24 protein-coding genes are annotated in these 26,448 nt (G+C 73.5%); 6 read left to right on the forward strand and 18 right to left on the reverse strand.

Annotated features, from left to right (window positions below; translation table 11 throughout):
- The first annotated feature begins 157 nt into the window (after positions 1–157).
- The gene (locus tag ACZ46W_RS19880; protein ID WP_366129094.1) at positions 158–883 is read left to right on the forward strand and encodes a DUF6227 family protein; all 726 of its coding nucleotides are present in this window, start codon (positions 158–160) and stop codon (positions 881–883) included.
- 81 nt (positions 884–964) lie between these two features.
- Here the strand turns inward: ACZ46W_RS19880 and ACZ46W_RS19885 are convergent, their stop codons facing one another.
- From ACZ46W_RS19885 to ACZ46W_RS19900, 4 genes are all read right to left on the reverse strand, one after another.
- Positions 965–3,166, reverse strand: coding sequence for a PTS fructose transporter subunit IIABC (locus tag ACZ46W_RS19885; protein ID WP_468339195.1), 2,202 nt, complete (start codon positions 3,164–3,166; stop codon positions 965–967).
- Between the two features lie 11 nt (positions 3,167–3,177).
- Positions 3,178–4,116 (reverse strand): 1-phosphofructokinase, encoded by a 939-nt coding sequence (gene pfkB, locus ACZ46W_RS19890; RefSeq protein ID WP_468339197.1) that lies wholly within the window; start codon positions 4,114–4,116, stop codon positions 3,178–3,180.
- Entirely contained in the window at positions 4,113–4,874 is a 762-nt protein-coding gene (locus ACZ46W_RS19895; protein ID WP_468339199.1) for a DeoR/GlpR family DNA-binding transcription regulator, read from the reverse strand. Before ACZ46W_RS19895 ends, pfkB begins: the two co-directional genes overlap by 4 nt.
- Before the next feature lie 157 nt (positions 4,875–5,031).
- On the reverse strand, positions 5,032–6,552 hold the full coding sequence (locus ACZ46W_RS19900; protein ID WP_468339201.1) for an MFS transporter: 1,521 nt from the start codon (positions 6,550–6,552) through the stop codon (positions 5,032–5,034).
- Positions 6,553–6,614: 62 nt separating this feature from the next.
- On the opposite strand from ACZ46W_RS19900, the gene ACZ46W_RS19905 reads away from it, so the two are divergent.
- On the forward strand, positions 6,615–7,571 hold the full coding sequence (locus ACZ46W_RS19905) for a helix-turn-helix transcriptional regulator (RefSeq protein ID WP_468339203.1): 957 nt from the start codon (positions 6,615–6,617) through the stop codon (positions 7,569–7,571).
- Positions 7,572–7,776: 205 nt separating this feature from the next.
- On the opposite strand, the gene ACZ46W_RS19910 is transcribed toward ACZ46W_RS19905, so the two are convergent.
- Positions 7,777–8,790, reverse strand: a complete 1,014-nt coding sequence (locus ACZ46W_RS19910; RefSeq protein ID WP_468339205.1) for a sigma-70 family RNA polymerase sigma factor — start codon at positions 8,788–8,790, stop codon at positions 7,777–7,779.
- 148 nt (positions 8,791–8,938) lie between these two features.
- Here ACZ46W_RS19910 and ACZ46W_RS19915 point away from each other — a divergent pair, with 148 nt between their 5' ends.
- Positions 8,939–9,505, forward strand: a complete 567-nt coding sequence (locus ACZ46W_RS19915) for a GNAT family N-acetyltransferase (protein WP_468339207.1) — start codon at positions 8,939–8,941, stop codon at positions 9,503–9,505.
- Between the two features lie 7 nt (positions 9,506–9,512).
- On the opposite strand, the gene ACZ46W_RS19920 is transcribed toward ACZ46W_RS19915, so the two are convergent.
- Positions 9,513–10,319: a dioxygenase family protein gene (locus ACZ46W_RS19920; protein WP_468339209.1), complete on the reverse strand. Its 807-nt coding sequence runs from the start codon at positions 10,317–10,319 to the stop codon at positions 9,513–9,515.
- Positions 10,320–10,423: 104 nt separating this feature from the next.
- Here ACZ46W_RS19920 and ACZ46W_RS19925 point away from each other — a divergent pair, with 104 nt between their 5' ends.
- A complete protein-coding gene (locus tag ACZ46W_RS19925) occupies positions 10,424–10,954 on the forward strand; it encodes a MarR family winged helix-turn-helix transcriptional regulator (protein WP_468339211.1) in 531 nt (176 codons plus the stop codon).
- 74 nt (positions 10,955–11,028) lie between these two features.
- On the opposite strand, the gene ACZ46W_RS19930 is transcribed toward ACZ46W_RS19925, so the two are convergent.
- The 5 genes from ACZ46W_RS19930 to ACZ46W_RS19950 form a co-directional block, all read right to left on the reverse strand.
- The gene (locus ACZ46W_RS19930) at positions 11,029–12,156 is read right to left on the reverse strand and encodes a YeiH family protein (protein WP_468339213.1); all 1,128 of its coding nucleotides are present in this window, start codon (positions 12,154–12,156) and stop codon (positions 11,029–11,031) included.
- Entirely contained in the window at positions 12,156–12,716 is a 561-nt protein-coding gene (locus ACZ46W_RS19935; RefSeq protein ID WP_468339215.1) for a cysteine dioxygenase family protein, read from the reverse strand. The genes ACZ46W_RS19930 and ACZ46W_RS19935 overlap by 1 nt, the downstream gene beginning before the upstream one ends.
- An 86-nt stretch (positions 12,717–12,802) precedes the next feature.
- Positions 12,803–13,708, reverse strand: coding sequence for a LysR family transcriptional regulator (locus ACZ46W_RS19940; protein WP_468339217.1), 906 nt, complete (start codon positions 13,706–13,708; stop codon positions 12,803–12,805).
- A 142-nt stretch (positions 13,709–13,850) separates the two neighbouring features.
- On the reverse strand, positions 13,851–15,413 hold the full coding sequence (locus ACZ46W_RS19945) for an MFS transporter (RefSeq protein WP_468339219.1): 1,563 nt from the start codon (positions 15,411–15,413) through the stop codon (positions 13,851–13,853).
- A 185-nt stretch (positions 15,414–15,598) separates the two neighbouring features.
- The gene (locus tag ACZ46W_RS19950) at positions 15,599–16,258 is read right to left on the reverse strand and encodes a TetR/AcrR family transcriptional regulator (protein ID WP_468339221.1); all 660 of its coding nucleotides are present in this window, start codon (positions 16,256–16,258) and stop codon (positions 15,599–15,601) included.
- Between the two features lie 250 nt (positions 16,259–16,508).
- Here ACZ46W_RS19950 and ACZ46W_RS19955 point away from each other — a divergent pair, with 250 nt between their 5' ends.
- Positions 16,509–17,789: a M6 family metalloprotease domain-containing protein gene (locus ACZ46W_RS19955; protein WP_468339223.1), complete on the forward strand. Its 1,281-nt coding sequence runs from the start codon at positions 16,509–16,511 to the stop codon at positions 17,787–17,789.
- Here the strand turns inward: ACZ46W_RS19955 and ACZ46W_RS19960 are convergent.
- The 4 genes from ACZ46W_RS19960 to ACZ46W_RS19975 all read right to left on the reverse strand — a co-directional run bounded on the left by ACZ46W_RS19960 (position 17,776) and on the right by ACZ46W_RS19975 (position 23,013).
- Positions 17,776–19,467 (reverse strand): class I adenylate-forming enzyme family protein, encoded by a 1,692-nt coding sequence (locus ACZ46W_RS19960; RefSeq protein ID WP_468339225.1) that lies wholly within the window; start codon positions 19,465–19,467, stop codon positions 17,776–17,778. The two genes, ACZ46W_RS19955 and ACZ46W_RS19960, sit on opposite strands and share 14 nt — an antisense overlap.
- A gap of 207 nt (positions 19,468–19,674) precedes the next feature.
- On the reverse strand, positions 19,675–20,337 hold the full coding sequence (locus tag ACZ46W_RS19965) for a ScbR family autoregulator-binding transcription factor (RefSeq protein ID WP_468339227.1): 663 nt from the start codon (positions 20,335–20,337) through the stop codon (positions 19,675–19,677).
- A gap of 160 nt (positions 20,338–20,497) precedes the next feature.
- Positions 20,498–21,637 (reverse strand): diaminopropionate ammonia-lyase, encoded by a 1,140-nt coding sequence (locus tag ACZ46W_RS19970; protein ID WP_468339229.1) that lies wholly within the window; start codon positions 21,635–21,637, stop codon positions 20,498–20,500.
- Between the two features lie 71 nt (positions 21,638–21,708).
- On the reverse strand, positions 21,709–23,013 hold the full coding sequence (locus ACZ46W_RS19975; RefSeq protein WP_468339231.1) for an IS701 family transposase: 1,305 nt from the start codon (positions 23,011–23,013) through the stop codon (positions 21,709–21,711).
- 188 nt (positions 23,014–23,201) lie between these two features.
- Between ACZ46W_RS19975 and ACZ46W_RS19980 the strand changes: the two genes are divergently transcribed.
- Positions 23,202–23,783 (forward strand): TetR family transcriptional regulator, encoded by a 582-nt coding sequence (locus ACZ46W_RS19980; protein ID WP_468339233.1) that lies wholly within the window; start codon positions 23,202–23,204, stop codon positions 23,781–23,783.
- 256 nt (positions 23,784–24,039) lie between these two features.
- On the opposite strand, the gene ACZ46W_RS19985 is transcribed toward ACZ46W_RS19980, so the two are convergent.
- The 3 genes from ACZ46W_RS19985 to ACZ46W_RS19995 are packed head-to-tail and all read right to left on the reverse strand — an operon-like array spanning position 24,040 to position 26,443.
- On the reverse strand, positions 24,040–24,813 hold the full coding sequence (locus ACZ46W_RS19985; protein WP_468339235.1) for an SDR family NAD(P)-dependent oxidoreductase: 774 nt from the start codon (positions 24,811–24,813) through the stop codon (positions 24,040–24,042).
- The gene (locus ACZ46W_RS19990; protein ID WP_468339237.1) at positions 24,810–25,805 is read right to left on the reverse strand and encodes an NAD(P)H-binding protein; all 996 of its coding nucleotides are present in this window, start codon (positions 25,803–25,805) and stop codon (positions 24,810–24,812) included. Before ACZ46W_RS19990 ends, ACZ46W_RS19985 begins: the two co-directional genes overlap by 4 nt.
- On the reverse strand, positions 25,802–26,443 hold the full coding sequence (locus ACZ46W_RS19995) for a ScbR family autoregulator-binding transcription factor (RefSeq protein ID WP_468339239.1): 642 nt from the start codon (positions 26,441–26,443) through the stop codon (positions 25,802–25,804). Before ACZ46W_RS19995 ends, ACZ46W_RS19990 begins: the two co-directional genes overlap by 4 nt.
- Positions 26,444–26,448 lie beyond the last annotated feature (5 nt).

Consider the following 26,448-nt stretch of genomic DNA (forward strand, 5'->3'; position numbering starts at 1 on the left):
AGAGGGGGGCGCGGGAACTCGCTTTGCGCGCCCCTCGTTTTGTGGAAGCCGGACGCGTTGTCAGACCCAGGTACTACCTTAAGCAAGCATCGAGTGACACACGGCGACGGCCTGGAGACCCCTCTTGAACGTTCCGAACGACGACGAGACGACCGAGATGCACGTCGAGCGCCTCCTGGGGCGGGCGCTCAACTCCTTCGATCTGCCCGACGCGCTGGTCACGCGACTGGACTCCGCGCTGGCCCACGCCAGTTCGCTGCACTCGTCGCACCACAGCGCGGCGCTCCACCGGGCGACGTACCGGCATACGTACCTGCTGGCGGACGGCTCGTCGCTGACGCTGTGGGAGTTGGTGCACAACACCGGGCGGGACGGCCACGAGCAGCACGAGCTGTACGCGGACGAGACCGACGTACGGCTCGCCGCCTCCCGGCTGCCGGTCGGCTTCCCCGAGCCGGAGGACGACCTGGAGGTGGACCTCGACGCGGACCTGGAGCTGCTGGGCTCGCTGCTGAGCCGGCCGCCGCTCCCCGCCCCGCCGATGTACGTGCCGGACGATTCGGCGGACCACGCGCGCCGGGTGCTGCGCCGCGCGGAGAACGAGGACCGGCCGGGCGAGGCGGTGGCGGCGCGGCTGCGGGGGGCGTTCGCGCACCACATCAAGCAGGTCTTCGGCCGGCAGTGCAGCGTGGCGGGGAAGGACGCCGGGTTCACGCTGTACGAGCACGCGTTCCTGCTGCTGGACGGCAGCGAGATGAGCATCTGGGAGGTGGAGCACACGGCGACGCCGGACGGCCGGCACATGTGCGAGGTGTACGAGGACGAGCACACCGCGCGCGACGCCATGGAGCGCCGCGCGCGGGTACGGGGCCGGGTGCGCTGACCGAGGGCCGGGTCCGCTGACCGCGGAGCCGGTTCCGCTGACCGCGGGGCCGGTGCGCCGACGGGTCCCGGGGCCCGGGTGTCAGGCCGCGACGGCGACCTTCTCGTGGGTCTCCCCCGGCTCGTCCGCCGCCGGGGAGGACGTGGACGCCTTGCGGGCGTGGCCCTTGAGGAGGACGACGAGCGCGGCGGTCACCAGGGTGCCGGCGAGGATCGCGACCAGGTAGAGGGCCGGGTTGCCGATCAGGGGCACCACGAAGACGCCGCCGTGCGGGGCCCGCAGGGTGCACTCGAAGAGCATCGACAGGGCGCCGGTGACCGCGCCGCCCACCATCGCCGACGGGATGACGCGCAGCGGGTCGGCGGCGGCGAAGGGGATGGCGCCCTCGGTGATGAACGAGGCGCCGAGCACCCAGGCGGCCTTGCCGTTCTCCCGCTCGGCCTTGGTGAACAGTCGGCCGCGCACCACGGTGGCCAGGGCCATCGCGAGCGGCGGCACCATGCCGGCGGCCATCACGGCGGCCATGACCTTCAGCGAGCCCTCGTTGGGGCTGGCCAGGCCGCCGACCGCGAAGGCGTAGGCGACCTTGTTGAGCGGGCCGCCCAGGTCGAAGCACATCATCAGGCCGAGGATGATGCCCAGGACGACCGCGTTGGCGCCCGACAGGCCCGACAGCCAGTCGGTCAGCGCCTTCTGGAGCGACGCGATGGGCTTGCCGATCACCAGGAACATCAGGAAGCCGACGATCACCGACGAGATCAGCGGGATGACCACCACGGGCATGATGCCGCGCAGCGGGCCGGGCACCCTGATCCGCTGGATCGCCATCACCACCCCGCCCGCGATCAGACCGGCTGCCAGGCCGCCGAGGAACCCGGCGTTGATGGTGAGCGCCACGGAGCCGCCGACGAAGCCGGGGACGAGTCCGGGGCGATCGGCCATGCCGTAGGCGATGTAACCGGCGAGGACCGGGATCAGGAAGCTGAACGCCAGACCGCCGATCTGGAACAGCAGCGCGGCCCAACTGTCGGCCTGGCCCCAGGCGAAGTGCTCGGCGACGGAGGGGGCCTTGTCGATGGTGTAGCCGCCGATGGCGAAGCCCAGGGCGATGAGGAGACCGCCCGCGGCGACGAACGGGACCATGTAACTGACGCCCGACATCAGCCACTTGCGCAGCTTGGTGCCGTAGCCCTCACCGGGCTCGCCCGCGCTCTCGACGGGCGTGCCGCGACCGGCCCCGGCCGGAGCGGTGACCTCGCCGCGCTCGGCCTTGCCGCGCACTTCGGCGATCAGCTCGGCGGCCCGGTTGATCCCGGCCTTGACGCCGACGTCGACGGTGGGCTTCCCGGCGAAGCGTTCCTTCTCCCGGACCGGCACGTCATGCGCGAAGATCACGCCGTCGGCGGCCGCGATGACGGCCGGGTCGAGCCGGGCGAACCCGGCGGAGCCCTGCGTCTCGACGGCCACCTCGACCCCGGCGTCCCGCCCGGCGTTCTCCAGGGACTCGGCCGCCATGTAGGTGTGCGCGATCCCGGTGGGGCACGACGTCACCACCACGACCCGGAACGGCGCGGACGGCTCGGCCCCGGGGGTTCCCCCCGGCCCCCCGGCAGCCGCTTCCGTCGTGGTTCCGGCGGCGGGGCCGTCCGGCCGGGCGGGTCCCTCGGCGGAGAGGGACCCGGCCTCGGCAGCGCCCGGCGCGGCGGTGACCGCCCCGGTGCGCTCCCCGGCGTCGTCGGCCCCGGCAGGACCCCGCGCCGCGGAAGGCCGCGCACCGGGGGCCCCGGCGGGGGAGGGAGCGGCCGGTGTGGTCCGCGGGGCCGGGGAGGCAGCGGCGTGCGGGGCCTCTCCGCGGATCAGGGCGGCGGCCTCGGAAGCCGAAGTCATCGTGCGGAGCGCCGACGTGAAGTCGGGGTCCATCAGGCGGCGGGCCAGGGAGGAGAGGATCGTCAGGTGGGCGTCGTCCGCGCCGGCCGGGGCGGCGATCAGGAAGATCAGGTCCGCCGGGCCGTCCGGGGCGCCGAAGTCGATGCCGGGGCCCGAGCGGCCGAAGGCGAGCGTCGGTTCCGTGACGTGCGCGCTGCGGCAGTGCGGGATGCCGATGCCGCCGTCCAGGCCGGTCGGCATCTGGGCCTCGCGCGCGGCCACGTCGGCCAGGAAGCCGTCCAGGTCGGTCACCCGGCCCAGCCGCACCATCCGCTCGGCGAGCGAACGGGCCGCCGCCTCCTTCGTGTTCGCGGCCAGGTCGAGATCGACCAGGTCCGCGGTGATCATCTCGCTCATCGCGGGCTCCCTTACTCGCTCAGGTCTCGGTCGAGAGGTATGTCGGCGGTCACCGTGACCGCCGACAGGTCCAGGTCGGACGGCGTCGGCATCTCGCTGCCCGGCAGCCGCACCGCCGCCGCACCGTGCGCCACCGCCGCCGCCAGCGCGTCGGGGCCTTCGCCGCCCGCGGCGAGGAAGCCCGCGAGGGACGCGTCGCCCGCGCCGACGTTGCTGCGTACGGCGTCGACGGCGGCGTATCCGTAGAAGGCACCGGCGCCGGAGACGAGCAGTTGCCCGTCCGCGCCCAGGCTGGCCAGCACGGTGCCGGCGCCCGCCGCGAGCAGTTCCTCCGCCGCCTTGACCGCGTCGCCCACGGTGGCGAGGGGGCGGCCGACCGCTTCGGCGAGCTCCTCGGCGTTGGGCTTGACCACGTCGGGGCGGGCGCGCAGCGCGGTCAGCAGCGAGGGGCCGGAGGTGTCCAGGGCGATCCGGGAGCCGTACCCGTGCGCGCGGGTGACGAGGTCGGCGTACCACTCGGAGCCGAGGCCGCGCGGGAGGCTGCCGCAGCAGGCGACCCAGTCGGCGGCGGGCGAGTACGCGCCGACCGCCGCGAGGATCGCCTCCGACTCGCCCGGGGTGAGCCAGGGCCCCGGCGCGTTGATCTTCGTGAGCGTGCCGTCGGGTTCGGCGACCGCGATGTTCGAGCGGGTGTGGCCCTTCAGCGGGACGGGCGCCACCTCGATGCCCTCGTCGGCCAGCAGTTCGGCGACGAGCGCGCCGGGTGCGCCGCCCAGCGGTACGACGGCGACGGTACGGCGCCCGGCCGCCGCCACGGCGCGGGAGACGTTGACGCCCTTGCCGCCCGGGTCCACGCGTTCGCCGGTGGCGCGCAGCACTTCGCCGCGCTCCAGGGCGGGGACTTCGTACGTCCGGTCCAGGGACGGGTTGGGGGTGACGGTGAGGATCATGCGCGTACGACTTCCGTTCCGGCCGCCTCGATGGCCGCCGCGTGTGCTTTGCTGAGCCCGGTGTCCGTGATGAGCAGGTCCACGTCGGTGAGGTCGCCGAAGCGGGCGAAGTGCTCCGCGCCGTGCTTGGCCGAGTCGGCGAGCAGCACCACCCGGCGGGCGGCGGCGACCATGGCGCGCTTCACGGCGGCCTCGGCGAGGTCGGGGGTGGTGAGCCCGCTCTCGACGGAGAACCCGTTGGCACCGAGGAGGAGGACGTCGGCGCGGATCTGCCCGTACGCCTCCAGAGCCCACGCGTCCACGGCGGCGCGGGTGCGGTGCCGGACGCGGCCGCCGACCAGGTGGAGGGCGATGCCCGGGTGGTCGGCGAGCCGGAAGGCGGCGGGCAGGGCGTGGGTGACGACGGTGAGCGCGCACTCGGGGGGCAGTCCGGCGGCCACCCGGGCCACGGTGCTGCCCGCGTCGAGGATGACGCTGCCGTCCTCGGGCAGTTCGCCGAGGGCGGCGCGCGCGATGCGGTCCTTCTCGTCGGCGGCGGTGGACTCGCGTTCGGCGAGGTCCGGCTCGAAGTCCAGCCGTCCGGCCGGGATGGCGCCGCCGTGCACCCGGCGGACGAGTCCGGCGCGGTCCAGGGCCTTGAGGTCGCGCCGGATCGTCTCGGCCGTCACTTGGAACTGCTCGGCGAGGGACAGCACGTCGACCCGGCCGCCCTCGCGGGCGAGGCGCAGGATCAGTTGCTGGCGCTCCGGTGCGTACATGTGGTTTTACGTCCGATCGATGCCCGAACTTGTGGTTTCACCAGCAGGCTACGTCCGCATTCCCGCGAAGTAAACACATCCGGGCAAACGGAAGGCCCGGCTCCAGGGGTCGTGAACCGATCCCAGGAGCCGGGCCGTCAGGCCTCCGCGCGCCCCCTCAGTGCGTGAGCGCGGGCACCTGCTCAGGCACCTCGTCGGCGGCCACCGCGCCACCCTCCAGGTGCTGCTTCGGCCGCCCCGGCAGCGCGAACATCACGGCGAAGATCACCGCGAGCACCGCCACGACCCACCACAGCGCTCCCCGGAACGCCTCCGCGAACGCGGTGCCGACCTCACCGGGCGCGAGCCGCTCCTCGTCGATCGCCCCGAAGAAGACGACCGACACCAGCCCGAGGCCCAGCGCCGTTCCCATCTGCCCGGTCGTGTTGATGAGCCCGGACGCCGAACCGGCGTGCTCGCGCGGTACGTCCGACAGCACCGCGTCCGTCAGCGGCGCCACGATCAGGCCCATGCCGATGCCCATCACGATCAGCGGCGCGGCCATCTGCCAGGGCTCGATCCCCGTCCCGTACCGCCCGGCCTCCCAGATGTAGAGGAGCACCCCGGCGACCATGGTCAGCGCGCCGGCCTGGAGCACCTTCCGCCCGAAGCGCGGCACGAGCTTCTGCACGGACACCCCGGCGGCGGCGGACACGGCGATCGAGAACGGCACACCGGTCAGACCGGCCTTCAGCGGGCTCCAGCCCAGCCCGATCTGCATGTACAGCGTCCAGACGAGGAAGAAGACGCCCAGCACGACGCCGAAGGTGAGCTGCACCGCGATACCGGCCGCGAAGCTCTTCACCCGGAACAGCGACAGCTCGACCAGCGGCGAGCCGTCCTTGCGCGCCTTGTACTTCTCGTACGCCACGAAGGCACCGAACACCGCCGGGCTGGCGGCCATGCACACATGGCCCCACAGCGGCCAGCCCAGCTCGCGCCCGCGCGTCAGCGGGTAGATCAGCATCAGCAGGCCCAGCGTGACCAGCGCGACGCCCACCAGGTCCAGCCGCAGCGCCTTGTCGGCGCGCGACTCGGCGATGAACTTCCGGCCCAGGATCAGTCCGGCGATGCCGACCGGCAGGTTGATCAGGAAGATCGGCCGCCACTCCAGCCCGAACAGGTTCCACTGGGTCAGCAGCGCGCCCAGCAGCGGCCCCGAGACGGCCCCGAGTCCCACGACCGCGCCGAACATCCCGAACACCTTGCCGCGCTCGTGCGCCGGGAAGGTGACATGGATGATCGCCAGCACCTGCGGCACCATCATCGCGGCCATCGCGCCCTGCAACAGCCGGGAGGCGACCAGCATCTCGGGGTTCGCGGCGAAACCGCAGAGGGCGGACGCGACGGTGAAGCCGGCCATGCCGAGGAGGAAGAGCCGCTTGCGGCCGTAGATGTCGCCCAGGCGCCCACCGGTGATGAGACCGGCGGCGAAGGCCAGCGCGTAACCGGCGGTGATCCACTGGATCGCGCCGAACGACGCCGACAGGTCCCGCTCGATGCTCGGGATGGCGATGTTGACGATGGTGACGTCGACGAGGTCCATGAACGCGGCCGTCATGACGATGGCGAGTGCCAGCCATCGCCGCCGGTCGGCCGCTGGTGCGGTAGTGGCGGAAGAGGTGGAAGTGGAGGTCATGCCGGAAAGCTAATCGGCATATAGGTCAGGTTGTGTCCTAGTGGGCGCGCATGCTGGAGAGCATGACGGACACTCCGGCACGACTCCTCAATCTGCTGTCGCTCCTCCAGACGCCGCGCGAGTGGCCGGGCAGTGAGCTGGCCGAGCGGCTCCGCGTCAGTCCCCGTACGATCCGCCGCGACGTCGACCGGCTGCGCGACCTGGGCTATCCGGTCGAGGCGACCCGGGGCGCGGTCGGCGGCTACCGGCTGGTCGCGGGCGCCGCGATGCCGCCGCTGCTGCTGGACGACGAGGAGGCGGTCGCCATCGCCGTCGGGCTGCGTGCCGGGGCGGGCCACGCCATCGAGGGCGTCGAGGAGGCGGCCGTACGGGCGCTGGCCAAGCTGGAGCAGGTACTGCCGTCGCGGCTGCGGCACCGGGTCGCGACCCTCCAGAACGCGACGATCCCGCTGACGCGCGGGGACGGCGCGACCGTCGCGCCCACGACGCTGACGACGCTCGCGGCGACGGTCACCGGCCATGAACGCCTGCGGTTCGGGTACCGGGCGGGCGACGGGACGGAGACGAAACGGCAGGTGGAGCCCTACCGGCTGGTGTCGACGGGCCACCGCTGGTACCTGGTGGCATACGACCTGGAGCGTGCGGACTGGCGCACCTTCCGCGTCGACCGGGTCGCGGACCCCTTCCCCACGGGCGCCCGGTTCACCCCGCGCGAGCTGCCGGCGGGGGGCGCGGCGGAGCTGCTGTCGCACTCCACGTCGCGGACACAGCCGGAGCTGGACCTGGACGTCACCTTCGAGGCGCCCGCGGAATTCGTGACGGCCCGCCTGCCGGCCCACCTCGCCCCCACGCCGACGGGCCCCGACACATGCCGGCTGCGCGCCCGGTCGGCGGACTCGGTGGAGTGGCTGGCGCTGCGGCTGGCGCTGGTGGACTGCGAGTTCACCGTCCACGGCCCGGGCGCACTGGCGTCGTACGTGTCCGCCCTGGCCGCCCGCCTGACGCGGTCGGTGTCATAAGGGGCCGCCCCCGAAAGGGGACGCGCAGCGGGTCGTGTTCTGGGCGTAAAACGACTGAGCTTGCGACAGGAGAGCCCAGGACACGATCCCCGGAGCGGCCCCAACGGCACGCGCCCGCGCCGGGCCACGCCCGACGGCCCCCGCCGGGACGGCGAACCGACCGCCCCGCCGGAGCGGGGCGCCGGGGGCGCGGGCCCCCGGACGACTAGGCCGCCGCGTCGAAGCCCGTGTCGCGGGCCATGCGCTTCAGTTCCAGCAGCGCGTGCTTCTCGATCTGGCGGATCCGCTCGCGCGTCAGGCCGTGCTCCTTGCCGACCTCCGTCAGCGTCCGCTCACGGCCGTCCTCGATGCCGTACCGCATCCGGATGATCGACGCCGTACGGTTGTCGAGCTTGCCGATCAGGTCGTCCAGCTCCTCGCTGCGCAGCAGCGTCAGCACCGACTGCTCGGGGGACACGGCCGAGGTGTCCTCCAGCAGGTCGCCGAACTGCGTCTCACCTGCGTCGTCCACCGACATGTTCAGCGACACCGGGTCGCGCGCCCAGTCCAGGACGTCGATGACCCGCTCCTCGTTCGACCCCAGCTCGGCGGCGACCTCCGCCGGCTCCGGGTCGCGGCCGTGCTCGCGGTTGAACTCACGCTGCACGCGCCGGATGCGGCCCAGCTCCTCCACCAGGTGCACGGGGAGGCGGATGGTGCGCGACTGGTCGGCGATCGACCGCGTGATGGCCTGGCGGATCCACCACGTCGCGTACGTCGAGAACTTGAAGCCCTTGGTGTAGTCGAACTTCTCCACCGCCCGCACCAGGCCCGCGTTGCCCTCCTGGATCAGGTCGAGGAGGGGGAGCCCACTGCGCGGGTAGCGCCGGGCGACGGCCACCACGAGGCGGAGGTTGGACCGGATGAAGACGTCCTTGGCACGCTCGCCCTCGGCGACCAGGCGCTCCAGCTCCTCGCGGGACGCGCCCGCGGCTGCGCCGCCCGCCTCGGGTTCGATCTCACCGTCCAGGATCTGCTGGGCGTACACACCCGCCTCGATCGTCTGGGACAGCTCGACCTCCTTGGCGGCGTCGAGCAGGGGCGTGCGCGCGATCTCGTCGAGGTACATGCCGACCAGGTCGCGGTCGGCGATCTCCCCGCCCACGGCGCGAACGCTGCTGGCCCGGTCGGTGGTCTCACTGGCGGCGGACTGACGACGGGCGACGGCACGGGTTGCCATGCGAGCTCCCTTGCTGAGTAGGTCGCGACACCCTCCCGGGTGCCCTGCATCCGACGGAAACAACGACTGGAATCCGGACAGAATTCCCATGACGCCCGTCGATTTCCGCGATCTTGCAGTACCCTGTCCCGCCACCAGGGGAGGGCGGATGCCGCACGACAACGAAGAGGTGCAGGTCAGGCCGGGCACGGAGGGTGACCTCAGGGCGCTCACGGACATCTACAACCACTACGTCCGTGAGACGGCGATCACATTCGACACCGCCGCGTTCACCCCCGAAGAGCGGCGCCCCTGGCTGCACTCCCACCCGGAAGACGGCCCCCATCGCCTCCTGGTTGCTCGCGACACCGGGAACGGCACCGACGCGAACGGCAGCAACGGCACGAACGGCACCGGGAACGCCGGAGCGGTCCTCGGGTTCGCCACCTCCAGCCCCTTCCGGCCGAAGGCCGCGTACACCACCTCCGTGGAGGTGAGCGTCTACCTCGCCCCCGAGGCGGCCGGGCGGGGCATCGGGACCCTGCTCTACGAGCGGCTCTTCGAGGCCCTGGCGGAGGAGGACGTGCACCGCGCCTACGCCGGGATCGCGCTGCCCAACGAGGCGTCGGTGCGCCTGCACGCCCGCTTCGGCTTCCGGCACACCGGCACCTTCACGGAGGTGGGCCGGAAGTTCGGGCGGTACTGGGACGTGGCCTGGTACGAGAAGGACCTCTGAGAGGCCTCTAGACAGCCTGGCCGAACTGGATGGACCGCTTCGCCAGCCCCATCCAGAACCCGTCGATCACGCTGCGCCCGCCACTCAGGTCCCCGGCGGCGTCGGCGGCACCCAGCGTCACGAACAGGGGTGCGAAGTGCTCGGTACGGGGGTGGGCGAGCGCGCCGGCGGGCGAGGCGTGCGCGAAGTCCAGCAGCGCGTCCACGTCCGCGGCCTCCAGCGCCCGCCGCCCCCAGTCGTCGAACTCCGCCGACCAGCCGGGGACGCCCTCGTGCCGCAGGGCGGCCAGGTTGTGGGTGAAGAACCCGCTCCCGACGATCAGCACGCCCTCGTCGCGCAGCGGCGCCAGTCGGCGCCCGATGTCCATGAGCCGGGCCGGGTCGAGCGTGGGCAGGGACATCTGGAGGACCGGGACGTCCGCGTCCGGGTACATCTCGACGAGCGGGACGTACGCCCCGTGGTCCAGCCCCCGGTCGGGCAGGTCCTGCACGGGCGTGCCGGGGCCGCGCAGCAGTTTGCGCACCGATTCGGCCAGCCGGGGCGCGCCCGGCGCGGCGTACCGGACCCGGTAGTAGTGCTCGGGGAAGCCCCAGAAGTCGTAGACCAGCGGCACCGTCTCGGTGGCACCGAGGGCCAGTGGGGCCTCCTCCCAGTGGGCGGAGACCATCAGGATCGCGGCGGGCCGGGGCAGGCCGGCGGCCCAGGCGGCGAGCTGGCCGGGCCAGACGGGGTCGTCGGCGAGCGGCGGCGCGCCGTGCGAGAGGTAGAGGGCGGGCATCCGCCCGGCGGAACCGGGCTCCACGAAGGCGGTCATGACGGCGACTCCTGACGTGCTCTTCCATCCTACTTACTTGAAAGTTAAAGCAGGCTCGAACAGGAGCGTACCGACCATTTGTTCAAGTTTCAAGAAGCCGTACAGTGGGATACATGGATACGGCAACCAACGGCGGGTCCCGGCGGTCCGGGGAGCCGCGCTGGCTCAGCGACGACGAGCAGCGCGTCTGGCGTGCGTACCGGCACGCCACCACGCTCCTGGAGGACCACCTCGACCGCCAGCTCCAGCGCGACGCCGGAATGCCGCACATCTATTACGGCCTGCTCGTCCAGCTCTCCCAGGCCCCGCGCCGCCGGATGCGGATGACCGAGCTGGCCAAAGACGCCAAGATCACCCGGTCCCGGCTGTCGCACGCCGTGGCACGGCTGGAGAAGAACGGCTGGGTACGCCGTGAGGACTGCCCCTCCGACAGGCGCGGCCAGAACGCGTACCTGACGGACGAGGGGTACGAGGTGCTCAGGCGCAGCGCGCCCGGCCATGTCGCCGCCGTGCGCCAGGCGATCTTCGACCGGCTCAGCCCGGAGCAGGTCGACCAGCTCGGCGAGATCATGCGGGTCATGGCCGAGGGCCTCCAGCCGTGCGACCGGGACGCCGACCTGCCCTGGCTGCGGTAGCCCTCGCACCCCGGCAGCCCTCGGGCCCCGGCAGCCCTCGCACCCCGGCAGCCCTCGGGCCCCGGCAGCCCTCGCTAGGTGGTCAGCACCACGCCCGCGTACGACGCCGCCGCCACGATCACCCAGGCGGCCAGCCCCAGCGCAGCGACCCGCACCCCGGTGCGGGACAGCGTCGGCAGGTGCACCGCGCTGCCGAGGCCGAACAGGGCGGCGGCGAGCAGGAGTTCCTGAGCCGTCCCGGCGGCGTCCAGCGCCGGCGCGGGCAGCCATCCGGTCGTACGCAGCGCCACCATCGCGAGGAACCCGGCCACGAACAGCGGCACCAGCGGCGGCCGGTGCCCCTTCGGCACAGCGTCCCCCGACACGACACTGCCCGGCGCGCCACTCCCCGGCACAGCGCCCCCCGGCGCGGCGTCCGCCGGCACGGCGCTCCCCGCCGCGGTACGCCCACGCCGCCGGGCCGCCACCACCAGGGCCGCGACCAGCGGGGCCAGCAGCGCGACCCGCATCAGCTTGACCAGCACCGCCTCGCCGAGCGCGGCGGGCCCCGCGGTCCCCGCGGCCGCGACCACCTGACCCACGTCGTGCACCCCGGCCCCCACCCAGCGCCCGAACTGCGCGTCGCTCAGCCCCAACGGGCCGTGCAGCAGCGGAAGTACGGCGATGGCGAGCGTCCCGCACAGGGTGACCAGGGCGACCGACGTGGCGGCGTCGTCCTCGTCGCTGTCGCGCACCGCGCTCACCGCGCCGATCGCCGACGCGCCGCAGATCGCGTACCCGGTCGCGATGAGCACCGGCTGGTCGCCCGACAGCCCGATCCGGCGCCCCAGCCACCACGTACCGCCGAAGGTGGCCGCCACCACCGCGAGCACCATGGCGACCGTCCCCCAGCCCAGGCCCAGGACGTCGCCGAGGCTCAGCTTCAGCCCGAGCAGCACGACGCCCACCCGCATCAGGCGCTTGGCCGCCAGGGTCAGGCCCGGCCGGCAGCCGCCCCGGATGCGGGCGCGCAGCCACGGCGTGTGGGCGGCGGCGACGCCCAGGACCACGGCGGCGGTGAGCATGGGCACGGCCGGCACGGCGAGGTGCACCAGCCACGCCGCGCACACCCCGGCCACGGCGAGCGCGAGCCCGGGCAGGGGGCCGGGCGCCGCCCGGTGGCCGGCGGCGAGCGGGCGGACGCGTGAACCGACGAGCGCCATCAGCGGTCCGCGGGCAGCCGGTAGAGGCGCCGGACGCTGGTGCCCAGGCGGGTGATGTCGGCGCCGTAGACGTGCAGTGACAGGGCCGTGCGGTCACCGGCGTTGCGTACGGAGTGGATGTCGCCGGGCGGGGCGAAGGCGGCCACCTCCCCGGGGCCGTTCACCACGTCCCCGGTGGCGAGCAGCCGGGCGGAGGTGCCGTCCGGGACGAGCTGGTAGCGGCGTTCGTGCTCCTCGCCCTGGTGGACGCCGGCCACGCACCACGAGACGTGGTCGTGGATGGGGGTGCCCTGGCCGGGCAGCCAGACGATGGCGACGACGGAGAACCCGCCGTCGGGCTCGGCGTGCAGCACGTGCTGGCGGTAGTGGGCGGGGTCGCCCTCGCACTGCGCCGGGGTGAGCAGGTCCGGCGCGCCGAGGTGCGGGGCGAGGCGGTCCGCCACGAGACGGGCGGTCGGGTCGGGTGGCAGGCCACGGTCCACGGCCTCGCGTATCTCGGCGACGAGGGTGCGAAGGCGCTCGGTGGTCGTGCCGGCCGCGGCAACGGAGGTCGTCGTCATGGCGGCAGCGTCCGCCCGGCCGACCCATTACGTCCAAGGACGGTTTATTGCCGTCCACTCAACGAACGCTTATGGATGAGGGGAGTTCAGCAGCCCACCCTGGACTCGGCCACCGCCACGATCTCGTCCAGCATCAGGGCCGTCGCGGGGATCTTGAGGTGGTCGCGGAGGACGTACGCGTACACCTGGCGGCGCGTGTGCGGCTCGACGATCCGCCCCGTCACCTTGTCGTGGCAGAGGAACGACAGGACCAGCGCGGGCACCATGGCGATGCCGACGCCGGCCGCCACCAGGCTCTGCATCACCAGGTTGTCGTCCGTGGTGCAGGCGATGTCGGGGGTGAACCCCGCCTCGGCGCAGGCGTGCAGGAAGTTGGCGTTGCAGCGGGCGCAGCCGGCGATCCACCGCTCGTGCGCCAGATCGGCCAGGTGCACCGCCCGGCGGCGGGCCAGCGGGTGGCCGGTGGGCAGGAGCACCGTCAGGGGGTCCTCCAGCAGTTTGAACTCGTCGAGTTCCTCGGGGACGTCCACCCGCAGGCCCGGATAGGTGAAGGCCAGGGTGATGTCGCACTCGCCCCGGGCGACCATCCGCAGCGACTCGGGCGGCTCGCTCTCCACCAACTCGACCCTGATGCCGGGGTGTCCGGCGGCCATGCGGGCCATGGCCTCGGGCAGGATCGTCGCCCCGGCGCTGGGGAAGGCGCACACGCGCACCCGGCCGGAGCGAAGCCGCGCTATGGCGTCGATCTGCTCCTGGGCGGCGGCCAGGCTGTCGAGGATCGTCCCGGTGTGCCGGGTGAGGGCCTCCCCCGCCTCGGTGAGCCTGAGGCCGCGTCCGACGCGGGTGAACAGCGGGGTGCCGACGTCCCGTTCGAGCGCCTTCATCTGCTGGCTGACGGCCGGCTGGGTGTACCCGAGCGAGCGGGCGGCCGCCGTATAGGAACCGGTCCTGACCACCTCGTGGAAGGTCTTGATGTACCGGGAGTCGAACACGCCGAAAGCATAAGCGGAAATTGGGGTACGCGAAGGGGCGCTTCCCCGCCACATCGGCGGCGGGGAAACACCCCTCCTGGCGCGCGCGTGAAACGCCCCTCCTGGTGTGTGCGCCAAAACGCCCCTGGCGTGCGCGTGTCCGTCAGTGCGCGATGACCGGGACCCGCACCTCGTCGTCGGCCCGTCCCTGACCGTGGCCGTCACCGTCGCCGGAGGCCACCGGCTGCGAACCGGTGCCCGGACGGCCCGTGTTGATGAAGGTGAACGCGATCGTGGCGGACACCAGCAGGATGCCGACCGCCCACCAGATGGCGGCGGAGTAGCCCTCGACCATGCCCTGGAGTTCCAGCAGCCGGCGCGCCTGCGGCGAGGTGGCGGCGGCCGCGCGGTCGGCGATGTACGCGGTGGTCGCCGACGCGGCGATGGTGTTGAGCAGCGCCGTGCCGATCGCGCCGCCGACCTGCTGCGAGGTGTTCACCATCGCGGAGGCCACCCCGGCGTCCCGCGCCTCGACGCCGTGCGTCGACAGGGACATGGCCGGCATGAACGCCGTACCCATGCCGAGGCCCAGCAGGAGCTGCGCGGGCAGGATCAGCCCGGCGTACGAGGAGTCGACCTCCAGCCCGGTCAGCAGCAGCATGCCGGTGGCGGCCACGAGGAACCCGGGGCCCATCAGCAGCCGGGGCGCGACGCGGGTCATCAGCCGGGCGCCGATCTGCGTCGAGCCAGTGATCATGCCCGCGATCATCGGCAGGAAGGCGAAACCGGTCTTGACGGGCGAGTACCCCTTCACGACCTGGAGGTAGTACGTGAGGAAGAGGAACAGCCCGAACATCGCGATGATGGCGAGCCCGAGGGCGAGGTACGCGCCGCCGCGGTTGCGCTCGGTCATCACGCGCAGCGGAAGCAGCGGCGACTTGACCCTCGCCTCGACGGCGACGAACGCGGCGAGCAGCACGGCCGAGGCGATGAACAGCCCGATCGTGCTCGCGTCGGACCAGCCGTCGGACTCGGCGCGGGTGAACCCGTACACGAGGGAGACCAGGCCGAGCGTGGACAGGACGACGCCCGGGATGTCCAGCGGGGAGCGGTTGCGGCCGCCGGCCGGCTCACGGATGACGAAGTAGGCGCCCGCGGCGGCGACGACGGCGAAGGGGATGTTGACGAAGAACGTCCAGCGCCAGTTCAGGTACTCGGTGAGGACGCCACCGAGGATCAGACCCACGGCGCCACCGCCACCGGCGATCGCACCGTAGATGCCGAACGCCTTGGCGCGCTCCTTGGCATCGGTGAACATCACCGCCAGCAGGGACAGCGCGGCGGGTGCGAGCAGCGCGCCGAAGGCGCCCTGGAGGGCGCGCGAGCCCAGCATCATCGCCTCACCGGTCGCCGCGCCGCCCAGCGCGGAGGCGGCGGCAAAGCCGAGCAGGCCGACGACGAAGGTGCGCTTGCGGCCCCACAGGTCGGCGATGCGGCCACCGAAGAGCAGCAGACCGCCGAAGGCGAGGGCGTACGCGGTGATGACCCACTGCCGGTTGCCGTTCGAGATACCCAGATCCTGCTGGGCGGAGGGCAGCGCGATGTTCACGATCGTCGCGTCGAGCACCACCATGAGCTGGGCCAGGGCTATGAACACCAGCGCTTTCCAGCGGCTGGGGTCGGGGGCGAGGTCGGCCGGAACGGGGCCGGAGGACGTTTTTGGCATGGGGGCAGCCACCTAGGGGCTCGAAAAGGCGAAAAAGGGATGTCGGGGCGGGTGTTCAGGTGACCGCCCGGGGAGAGTGGGTCGGCGGGTCGGTGGGTCGGCGAGTCGGCCGGTCGGCGGGTTTGCGGATCGGCCGGTCGGGCGGCGGATCGACGGGTCGGCGGTCGGCGGATCGGCGGGTCGGGTCAGGACTCGCGGCGCAGGTCCTCCAGGGTCGCGGGCGAGCCGGGAAGTTCGGAGCGGGCGGGCGCCTCCAGGCCGTCCAGGAAGAGCTGGAGGTGACGGTGGACGAACCGGTCGAAGTTCGGGCACGCGGAGCCCGGCAGCGGGCGGGTGAGCTGGGAGAGGGCGACCAGCAGGTCACCGACGGCGACGTCGGTGCGCAGCCGCCCGGTCGCCTGCGCCCGGCCGAAGAGGGCCTGGACGGCGCCCTCCAGGCGGTCGCGTTCGGCGAGCAGTTCGGGGTGGGCCCGGTCGAAGGCGCCGGAGAGCATCGGGCACAGGGCGCCGATCCGCTCGTCGGCGGCGGCGTGGGTGAAGCGGCGCAGCGCCTCGAAGGCGTCGGCCTCCTCGGCGTCCGCCTCCAGGGCCCGCTCGGTGGTACGGGACATGACCGACAGGACGACCTCGTGGACGAGGGCGGCGCGGTCGGGGAAGTGCCGGTAGAGCGTGGCGTTGCCGACTCCGGCCCGGCGGGCGACCTCGTCGAACGGCACGTCCGGCCCGAGTTCGACGAACATCTCGCGGGCCGCCGTCACGATCCGCTCGCGGTTGCGCAAGGCGTCCGCACGGGGGCGGGACGCGCGGCGCGTGGCGGTGGCGGTGGTGTCGGCGGTGCTGGTCACGGTCACTCCCTACTGCCGTAACCGGGGACGGCTTCCCCGGTTGTCGGCGACACAGGGATAAACGGGGAGTCCGTCCCCGGAATTTCACCCTCTGCTGTGACCTGCGTCACTCCGACCCATCACCCTCCCGGCGAGTAACCCACGATCGGCCGCGCCCGGCGGGCGTCCGCCCGCCGCCCGGCAGAGGCTGATCGGACGGAGAGCAGTCCGGACCCGGCCGGCTGCCGCCGACCGAAGGCGATCAGCACGCATGGAGCAGACCCGCCGGCGGATACGCAGACCGGCCGCCCTCGGCGCGGCCGCCACCCTCGCCATAGCCGGCCTGGCCACGGCGAGCTCGACCCTCCCGGACCCCACCCGCGCCTCCGCCGGCCCCGTCGCCGCCCGGTCCGCCGCCGACGAGCCGGGGCTCGCCGCGTGCCGGATCTCCACCGCCCTGGGGGTCCAGCTCTCGGAGGGCATACCCACGGGCCCGGGCTACGCCCGCTCGACGGGCGAGGTCCGTGCCCTGACCCTGATGGTCGACTTCCCCGACGCCCCCGGCGAGGGCCCGGCAATGAGCCGGTTCGCCGAGTTCTTCCCGCAGACCACCGACTGGTTCCGGGTCAGCTCCTACGGGCGCCTGCGCTACCGTCCCGAGGCGCCGCTGCGGGACTGGCTCCGGATGCCGGTGCCCTTCGCCTCGTATGGGATCGAGCGCGGCTCACCGTACGAACCCGGCTACCGCCAGCTCGTCCAGGACATCGTGACGGCCGCCGACCCCAAGGTCGACTTCAGCGACTACGACCTGGTCAACGTCCTGGTCACGCCGAACGCCGGCCCCTCCGCCCTGGACACCGTCCTGTCCGTCACCTTCTCCGGCAACGGCGAGGCCCCGCACGCCGACGGCGCCCCGCTCGCCAACACCTCGTTCGTCTACAGCCGCCAGGACGACGGCTCGGGCACGTACCACGAGACCGGGTTCCGGGTCCTGCCGCACGAGAACGGCCATGTCTTCGGCCTGCCCGACCTCTACACCGCCGAGGGCGGCGCCGCGGTCGGCCACTGGGACATCATGTCCGAGGACTGGGGGGCCAACAACGACCTGCTGGGCTGGCACAAGTGGAAGCTGGGCTGGCTCGACAACAACCAGGTGCGGTGCGCCGCCACGCCCGGCACCCGCGAGTACACGCTCACGCCGCTGGCCATCAAGGGCGGGCCCAAGCTCGCCGTCGTCCCGCTGACGCCGGAGTCCGGGTACGCGGTGGAGGTACGCACCCGGGACGGCAACGACGAGGCGGTGTGCGAGCCGGGCGTGCTGATCTACCACGTCCAGTCGGACGTGGACACCGGGCACGGCCCGGTCAACGTCGTCGACAGCGACGAGGCCAGCGGCGGCTGCACGCGCCGCCCCAACGTCCACGCCGAGCTGTCGGACGCCCCGTACCGCCCGGGCGAGTCCTTCACGGACCGCGAGAGCGGCGTACGCATCACGGTGCTGTCCGAGGACCCGAAGACGGGCACCTACCGGATCCGCGTCACCCGCGGCTGAGCCCGCACCCGGGCGCTTCGCCCGCCCGGACCCGCTCCTGGACCTCCTGCCTCAGGTTCCGCTTCAGCACCTTGCCGGTCGCGTTGCGCGGCAGCGGACCGTCCTGGACGAGGACGTGCGCCGGCACCTTGAAGGCCGCCAGGCTCCGCGCCACCAGCGCCCGCAGCTCCTCCGCCCCTGCCGTGGCCCCCTGCCGGAGCCGCACCACGGCCGCGACCTCCTCGCCCAGCACCGGGTGGGGCACACCGAGCACGGCCGCGTCCAGCACATCGGGGTGACCGGACAGGGCGGCCTCGACCTCCAGGCAGTACACGTTCTCGCCACCCCGGATCACCATGTCCTTCAGCCGGTCGACGACAGTGACCCGCCCGTCCCGCACCGAGGCCAGGTCACCCGTGCGGAACCAGCCGTCGGGCGTGAACGCGGCCGCGGTCGCCCCCGGGTCCTGCCAGTAGCCGCGCACCAGCGACTGGCCGCGCAGCCACAGCTCGCCCACCTCGCCGTCGGGCAGCGCCCGCCCGTCCGTGGCGGCGATCCGCACCTCGGTCACGGGCGTGGGCCGCCCCACGCTGTCGGGGAAACGCCGGTAGGACTCCCCGAAGTTGGCCAGCACGCCACCGCTGGTCTCGGTCAGCCCGTAGCCGTTGCGGGGCTCGACGCCCTGGGGGCAGCGGGCGACGAGGCCGGGCGGTGCGGCGGCGCCGCCGGTGCTGAGGTGGACGAGCGTCCCGAGCCCCCTGTCACCGGCCGCCTCCAGGAGCTGGTGCGCGGTGGTGGGGACCCCGGCGTAGTGCGTCACGCCGTGCTCGTGGATGAGCTCCAGGGCCTTCACGGCGTCCCACTTGCGCATCAGCACAAGCGTGCCGCCCGCCGCCATCACCGTGTAGAACGACGTGAAGGCGGCGACGTGGAAGAACGGGAACGTGGTCAGCGACACGGGCGCCGGACCCTGCCCGGGGATCTCGCCCCGTTCCAGCGCGGCGACGGCGGCGTGGTACCGGGGGTTCATGGCCGCCCCGGCCTGGGCGAGGTGCGTGGCGACCGCGCCCTTGGGCCGCCCGGTGGTGCCGGACGTGTAGATGATGGTGGCGTCGTCCTCGGGCCGGACGTCCACCTCCGGCGGGCCGAGCGCCGGGTCGGCGGCGGGCAGGTCCTCGTACCGCTCGAAGCCCGCCTCGGCCTCGCCGTGGAAGACCAGGCCGGGCACGCCGTGGCGCCGCGCCCACGCCCGTACGCGCTCCACCCTCTCCCCGTCGACGAGCAGCACGCGCGGCCGGCAGTCGTCGAGGGCGTACGTGAACTCGTCCTCGGTCCACCAGGCGTTGAGCGGTACGGCGACGAGGCCGGCCAACTGCGTGGCCCAGAAGGCGATCTGCCACTCGGGGTGGTTCCGCATCGCGACGACGGCCCGGTCGCCCGGGCGCAGCCCGTACACGTCGGTGAACCGACGGGCGAGCGCGCAGGCGGCGGCGAAGAACTCCCCGTACGTGTACGTCCGGCTCTCGGCGACGAGGAACGGCCGCTCGCCGTACGCCCAGGTGACCTCGGCGAACTCGCGCAACGTGCGCGGTCCGCCGGCGTACACGGCCCGCCCGTCCCCGGCCGTCGCGACGGCGAACGGCGCTCCCGGCGCGGTCAGTACCGACGGGTGGTGCGTGGACGGATCGGTGTGCGGCACGATCGCCTCTTCCTAAGCGCTTGCTCACTCCCTTCGGGCGACGCTATGCGCACCGGCCGCACGCCGTCAAGGTAGATGTATGAGCCACTTATTACGTACCACTCGCCGTACGCCGCTCAATGGTGCCGCTCAACGGCGTGCCTCAATGGCACCCCACGATGGCACCGCCCAATGGCGCCCTTCAATGGCGCCCCTCAATTGCACCCCTCAATGCGGGTGCAGCTCGCGGACTTCGGCGGCCGGGCGCAGGTCGCCGGTCGGCGCGAGGGCCGGCCGGACGACGTGCCACATGCGGGCCAGCCACTCCTGCGCACTCTCACGCGGGGCGGACGGACCCTCACCGAAGGCCGCACCCACGCGCGTACGGGTCATCATCTCGGCGCCCACGATGACCGACATGACGAGCGCCACGGCGGAGCGGGCGTCGACGCCGGACAGCGCCGCCCCGTCGGCCTCGGCCCGGCGCAGGGCCTGGAACAGGCTGCCGAGCCAGTTGACGTGACAGTGCAGCGCCGGGTCCTCCGGGGTCTCGACCTCGCGGGCCAGCCGCACCCCGGCCCGGGTGACGACGTCGCTCTCGAGCAGCCCGACGAGGGTGTACGTCATGTCGACGACGGCCTGGAAGGACGGCCCCTGACGCTCGGCGCACACCGCCAGCGCGGCGCCCGAGGTGGCGCACGCCTCGGCCTGGACGGCACGGGCGAGGTCGGACTTGGCGGCGAAGTGGAAGGACAGCGCACCCTTGGTGACCTGGGCCTGATCGCTGATCACGGAAAGGGTGGCGCGTTCGTACCCGACCTGATCGAACACCGCGGCGGCCGCCCGGACGAGATTCGCCCGGGTCCTCTCGGCCCGCTCCTGCTTCGCCACAGCCCCAACCCCTCTCGCCTGGGCATGACAGTAGAAACCAACCTCTTGGTTTGTCAAAGGGGCGCAAATGAGCCACTCTCACCACCAGGATTGGCTCCGAGCTGCTCATTCACCCGAGCGAGGGCACTAAACAAACCGTTTGAGCGGTTTTTTAATGGGGTCAGTGACGCTGGGGGTTGGCGGCCGTCCCCTCGGTGCTGAGCAGCACGAGCGTGGCGGCGGCGCCGACGCCCAGGGCGGTACGGCGCTCTCGTGCGCCCGCACCGGTCAGGGCGGCCCGGACGCCGGCCAGCGACGCGGCTCCGCACGGGCCCGAGGACACGCCCAGTGCGGCGAGGTCCCGGGCCGCCCGGGCACTGTCGGCGTCGCTGACGGCGACGGCGGCGTCCAGGCCGTACCGGAGGTGGGGCCAGGCGATGCTGGACGGGGTGCCGCAGTTCAGGCCCGCCATGGCGGTCTCGCCCGTGGCCACGGTGACCGGCTCGCCGCCGACCAGGCTCGCCAGGACGCAGGCGGCGGCCTCGGGCTCGACGGCCAGCAGCGCCGGCCCGGCGGCCCCGTGCGGGCGGTCGCGGTGGTGGCGGTCGCGGTAGTGGCGGTCGCGGTAGTGGCGGTCGCGGTAGTGGGTGACGGCGGCCTGCGCGAGCGAGCCGACCCCGACGGGAACGGCGACCAGGTCGGGCGACCCGGACGGAAGGGCACCGAGCTGGTCGTCGATTTCGGCGAACAGCGTGGAGTACCCCTCGACGATCCAGCCCGGGATCTCCTCGTAACCGGGCCAGGCGGTGTCCTGGACGAGCACCGCGCCGGGCCGCCGGGCCGCCTCGGCCGCGCGGCGCACCGCCTCGTCGTAGGGCCCAGCCACCGGCGTGACCTCGGCGCCCTCGGCGGCGATGGCGGCCGCGGCGGCCGGGTGCACGCCCCGGGGCACGAAGACCCGGGCGCGCTGCCCGAGCAGGCGGGCCGTGCGCGCCACCGCCCGGCCGTGGTTGCCGTCCGTGGCGGTGACGAGCGTGAGCGGGGCACCGTCCCCGTACCGGCGGCGCTCGGCCAGCACCCGGTGCACCGCCCACGAGGCACCGAGCGCCTTGAACGCCGGCAGCCCCAGGCGGGACGACTCGTCCTTCACGTACACCCGCCCGACGCCCAGCTCGGTGGCGAGCGAAGGCAGTTCGGTCAGCGGCGTGGGGGCGTACCCGTCGAGGGAGGCGTGGAAGTCCCGTACGCCGTCGGGGGCTGGCGGGCAGGTCCAGTCGCCCCGGGCTCCGGGCCGCGCGCACCACCACGAGGAATCGGTCACCGCACCAGGGTGCGCGGGCGCGGAGCGACCGTCCAGCGGGCCGTCCCCGGGGAGTTGGCACACGGACCGGCTCACGCGGCCTTCACGCCGGTACGCCGTACGCCATGACCGAGGCCGCGTCCACCGGTCCGCTCACCGGCCCGCACACCGACCTGCTCAGGGACCCGGTCCGCAACCCGGTCGACGGCCCGGTCGGCAGCCCGCGCGTCGGAGGCGGCCAGCATCCGGTGGGCGTACGCGGCGGACACGAGGCTCATGTGCCGGTGCCAGCCCGGGTAGGAGCGGCCCTCGAAGTCCCGCATCCCGCAGTCGTCGAGGCCCTCCAGCGCCCCCGCGCCCACGACCCGGCGGGTGAACAGCGCGGCGGCCTCGGCGAGCCGCTCCCCGTGCAGCGTGGTGAGCCACACCCGCTCCGGCGCCCGCTTGCCCGGCACCCAGGCCGCGACCAGCCGCAAGGGCCCCACCGCGTGGGCCGCGTACACGTGGACGGGCAGCACGCCCGGCGAGTGCGGCGCCCCGGAGAGCGCCGGCCCGCTGCCCGTCGATCCGCTGACCGCCGACCCGCTGACCGCCAGCCCGGAGACCGCCGGCCCGGCACCCAGCCCGCGTGCCGAGTCCCGCAGTTGCCCGGCCAGTCCGCCGGCGCTGACGACAGTGCCGCACGGGGCCTGCCCCGGACGGCGGGCGGCGGGCTGCGGCGCGGCGTAGACCGGGGTCGCGGCGGGGACGGAGACCACCCAGTCCACCCCGAGGGCGTCGAACCCCTCGATCAGCTCGGCCGCCTCCCCGACCGTCTCGGCATCGGCCACCACGGGAGCACCCGGGCCGGCGGTCGTCGCGGCCAGGTCCACCATCAGGCCGCCGGGGGATCCGGCCCGTACCGTGTCGGGGATGCGGGCGCGGCGCCGCAGCGAGGCGTCGTCCAGCCACTCGTCGGGCAGGTACAGCCGCCAGTCCACGGGCACGGCCGCGCCGGACCCGGTGAGCAGGAAGAGCCCGAGGCCGAGCTGGCAGCCGAGGGTGCGCCCGGCGGTGGCGTCGAAGCGCCGGTGCACTCCGGCCGAGTAGTGGCCGCGCTTGGGCATCATCACCCGCTCCAGCGCCCAGCCGCGTACCTCCGTCCGCTCGTGGCACCAGGCGGTCAGCTCCCGGCGGACGTCGGTCCATGACCAGGTGCTCTCGTTGACCACCTGGTGCAGGGACTGGGAAGCGGTGTACGAGGCGCACACCGACCAGCCCATGTTCCGTACCGACTTCTTGCCGGGCGTGGACAGCAGACCCGTCATGTACGCCCCGGCCCACCGCCGCTGGTCGGCCCGCGGAAGCCCGTGGAAGAGGCGACGCGTCAGCTCTTCGGCGTTCCGGCGGTCAGTCATGTCGGCTCCCCTCGTCGGCAGGCACAGGAAATATAACGAACTCTCTCTATGTTTTTGAACGGGGGTTCGCCCGCGGACTTGCCAAGGACGTCCTGGATGGGGCGCGGCGGCAACTCCCTTGCGGCGCCGCCCAGTAGCGTGCGAAGAGGCGTAGCAGGACGAACAGGCACGAAAAAGAAGGTGACGTCGTGGTCAAGCAGGAGCGGGCCCTGCTGACCCGTGAACGCCTCGTCCGGGCCGCGGCTGACGCGTTCGCCCGGGACGGCTACACGGGAAGCTCACTCCAGGACATCTGCGGGCGCGCCAGCATCTCCATGGGTGCGCTCACCTTCCACTTCGCGAAGAAGAACGACCTGGCGCGGGCGGTCAAGGAGGCGGGCATCGCGGTCACCCGCCACGAGGTGGACAGGACCCGGCGCGGCGCGCCCGACCCGCTGGCCGCCGTCGTCGCGGTGACCTGCGGGCTCGTCGACCTGCTGGCCCGCGACACCCGGGTGCGGGCGGCCCAGTCGCTGACCCATACCCCGCCCGTGTGGGACGAGGCGTGGGTCCCCCAGGTGCGCCGGCTGCTCGCCGAGGCGGAACGGCAGGACCTGCTGACGCCCACCGTCCGCGCCGAGACACTGGTACGGCTGTCGATCCACCTGGTACACGGCGCGGCGGCCGCGCTGGGCACCCGGCCACGCGCGATGGCCGAGGGGGCGGGCGAGTTCGCCCTGCTGTGGGACGCGGTGCTGGAGGGCGTGACGGCGAGGAGCCACTCGTACTAGAGGCGTACTGGCGGCGTCCTCGCGCCTACTGGCGCCCCTGCGGCGTCCCAGCGGCGGCACTGGCGGGCGCCGTGGCGGACGCCCTGGCAGCGCCCCCGCGGCGCCCTGGCGGCGTCCTCGCGGCGTACTGGCGCGCTCCTGCGGCGCACTGGCGGCGTCGACGACGCATTGGCGCGTCCCCGCGCCGCACTGGCGGGCGTCGTGGCGCCGCACCGGCGGCGCCCCCGCGCCGCACCGGCCGCGCCCCCGCGCCGTACTAGATCGCGCTCCAGCCGCCGTCGACCGGCATGGCGGCCCCGGTGAGGAAGGACGAGCGGTCACTGCACAGCCACGCCGCCGCCTGGGCGACCTCGCGCGGGGCGGCCATCCGCTTCTGGATGGCGCGCGCGGTGAAACTGGCCTCCAGCTCCGGTACGTCCTGGAGGAGTTCGTCCATCAGCTCCGTGCGCGTACTGCCGACGACCAGGGCATTGACGCGGATGCCGGACTCGCCGTACTCCATGGCGGCGGCCTTGGTGAGCCCGAGCACGGCGTGCTTGGCGGCCACGTAGGGCGCCACCGCACCGGTGGCCACGATGCCGGCGGTGCTGGAGGTGTTGACGATGGAGCCGCCCGAACCTCCCTTGAGCATCGCGGGTATCTGGCGGCGCAGGCAGTTCCAGACGCCGCGTACGTTGAGGTCCATCACGCGGTCGTACATGTCCTCGTCGAGCTCGTGCAGCGGCGTCCCGCCGGTTCCCCACCCGGCGTTGTTGAACGCCCCGTCGAGGGAGCCGAAGGTGTCGACCGCCATGGCGACGGCCCGCTCCACGTCCGCCGGCCGGGTCACGTCGCCCGCCGCGATCGCCACGCGGGCGCCCGCCTCGGTGAGCGGAGCGGCCACCTCGGCGAGCACGTCGGCCCGCCGGGCCATCAGGACGAGGGCGGCGCCCTCCTCCGCGAACAGTTGCGCGGCGGCCGCTCCGATACCACTGGACGCTCCAGTGATCATGATGGTCCGGCCGCTCAGCATCCCCCGGTCAGTGATCATGCTCGGTATTCAACTCCACTCGTTCCGCCGTGAGAAGAGCCCCGGACGACCTCACGAGCCCCGAACGCCGCCGCGTTCGCCCGCGCCCAGGCGGCGAAGGGGCGCGGGGCGCGCCCGGTGGCCTCCCGTACGCCGTCGGCAACCGCCTCCTTGGCCCCGTCCCGCTGCCGCCGGGCACTCTCCAGCAGGGCCCGCGCCATGGGCTCCGGCCACCGGGCGCGCCACCGCTCCAGCGCCTGGTCCTCGGTCAGTTCGACGAACGTCAGCGACCGCCCCAGCGCCTCGCCCAGCGCCTCGGTCTGCTCCCGCGCGGACAGCGGCTCGGGCCCGGTCAGGGCGTAACTCCGCCCCGCGCCTTCCGCGTCGAGGAGCGCCCGCACCGCCGCGTCGGCGACGTCGCGCGGGTGGACGCAGGCGTTGCGCCCGGAGCCGTAGAGGGCCCGGACGGTGCCGTCCTGCCGTACGGAGGCGGCCCAGCCGAGGGCGTTCGACATGAACGCCCGGGGCCGCAGCAGCGTCCATTCGAGCCCGGATGCGCGCAGCCGCTCCTCGTTGTCCCGCTGCCAGCGGGTGAGCAGGTCCTGGGCCGCGGGGTCGAGCACGGCGAGGGCGGAGAGCTTGACGACGCGGCGGACCCCGGCGGCACGGGCGGCGGCGAGGACGTTCTCGTCGTGCTCGGGCCGCAACGGATCGCTCGTGACGACGAAGACCCGGTCCACGCCCTCCAACGCCCGTACGAGCCCGTCCACTTCACCGAAGTCGGCGGCGACGGCCCGCCCGGGCAGCCCTTCGCGCGCGGCCTTGGCGGGATCGCGCACCAGGAGCCGTACGTCAGCGCCGTGCGCGCCGTGCGCGCCGCCCGTGCCGTCCATGCCGTCCATGCCGTCCGCGCCGCCCGCGCCGCTCTCGGCGGCGAGGCCGCGGGCGACGAGCCGGCCGATGGTCCCCGTGGCACCGGTGAGGGCGACGACGGGCCGGGGCTGCCGTATCACGCGTCCTCCCCGCCCTTCCGGCTGAGCCGCCGGCCCCGTTCCACGCCCGCGTCAAAGTCCTGGGCGGTGCCGGGAGCGGCGATGCCGGGGAGCAGGCAGTCCCACATCTCCTTGACGCGCCGCGGCAGGTCCCGACGGCCGTCCACCTGCCGCGAGTAGAGCTGTACGCCGGTGCAGGCGCCCACCACGAACCGGGCGATCACCTCCGGGTCGGCGCCCTCCCGCAGTTGGCCCATCTCCCGCGCCTCGCGCAGGTACCCGGCCATGAGCTCGCGCCAGCCCTCGAACGGCGTTCCCTCCGCGAGGCCCTCCTGGTCGATCGAGAGCTGCACGCCCGCCCGCAGCAGCGGGTCCTCCAGGAGGCGGTGGGACCACACCAGGGTGATGTCGACCAGGCGCTGGAGGCCCTGGGACTCCAGCAGCGGCTCGATCGCGTCCTGCTGGGCGTTCATGACGGCCTTGGCGAGCCCTTCCTTGGAGCCGAAGTGGAAGTACAGGGCACCCGCGGTCAGCCCCGCCCGCTTGAGGATCTTGTTGATCCCGGCTCCCGCGTAGCCGTGCTCGTCGAACACCTCGGCGGCCGCCCGCATGAGCGCCAAACGGGTCTGCACGGCCCGTTCCTGCTTGAGCTGCACCATGCGGG

It is taken from the genome of Streptomyces sp. NPDC031064 (genome assembly GCF_055570965.1).

Coding starts and splice junctions, on each gene's coding strand:
- ACZ46W_RS19930 (WP_468339213.1), bottom strand. CDS start 12,156: ATGGCGCTCGTCGGTTCACGCGTCCGCCCGCTCGCCGCCGGCCACCGG.
- ACZ46W_RS19955 (WP_468339223.1), top strand. CDS start 16,509: ATGGAGCAGACCCGCCGGCGGATACGCAGACCGGCCGCCCTCGGCGCG.
- pfkB (WP_468339197.1), bottom strand. CDS start 4,116: ATGATCCTCACCGTCACCCCCAACCCGTCCCTGGACCGGACGTACGAA.
- ACZ46W_RS19995 (WP_468339239.1), bottom strand. CDS start 26,443: ATGGTGCAGCTCAAGCAGGAACGGGCCGTGCAGACCCGTTTGGCGCTC.
- ACZ46W_RS19895 (WP_468339199.1), bottom strand. CDS start 4,874: ATGTACGCACCGGAGCGCCAGCAACTGATCCTGCGCCTCGCCCGCGAG.
- ACZ46W_RS19915 (WP_468339207.1), top strand. CDS start 8,939: ATGCCGCACGACAACGAAGAGGTGCAGGTCAGGCCGGGCACGGAGGGT.
- ACZ46W_RS19920 (WP_468339209.1), bottom strand. CDS start 10,319: ATGACCGCCTTCGTGGAGCCCGGTTCCGCCGGGCGGATGCCCGCCCTC.
- ACZ46W_RS19985 (WP_468339235.1), bottom strand. CDS start 24,813: ATGATCACTGACCGGGGGATGCTGAGCGGCCGGACCATCATGATCACT.
- ACZ46W_RS19910 (WP_468339205.1), bottom strand. CDS start 8,790: ATGGCAACCCGTGCCGTCGCCCGTCGTCAGTCCGCCGCCAGTGAGACC.
- ACZ46W_RS19905 (WP_468339203.1), top strand. CDS start 6,615: ATGACGGACACTCCGGCACGACTCCTCAATCTGCTGTCGCTCCTCCAG.
- ACZ46W_RS19900 (WP_468339201.1), bottom strand. CDS start 6,552: ATGACCTCCACTTCCACCTCTTCCGCCACTACCGCACCAGCGGCCGAC.
- ACZ46W_RS19885 (WP_468339195.1), bottom strand. CDS start 3,166: ATGAGCGAGATGATCACCGCGGACCTGGTCGATCTCGACCTGGCCGCG.
- ACZ46W_RS19945 (WP_468339219.1), bottom strand. CDS start 15,413: ATGCCAAAAACGTCCTCCGGCCCCGTTCCGGCCGACCTCGCCCCCGAC.
- ACZ46W_RS19880 (WP_366129094.1), top strand. CDS start 158: ATGCACGTCGAGCGCCTCCTGGGGCGGGCGCTCAACTCCTTCGATCTG.
- ACZ46W_RS19935 (WP_468339215.1), bottom strand. CDS start 12,716: ATGACGACGACCTCCGTTGCCGCGGCCGGCACGACCACCGAGCGCCTT.
- ACZ46W_RS19975 (WP_468339231.1), bottom strand. CDS start 23,013: ATGACTGACCGCCGGAACGCCGAAGAGCTGACGCGTCGCCTCTTCCAC.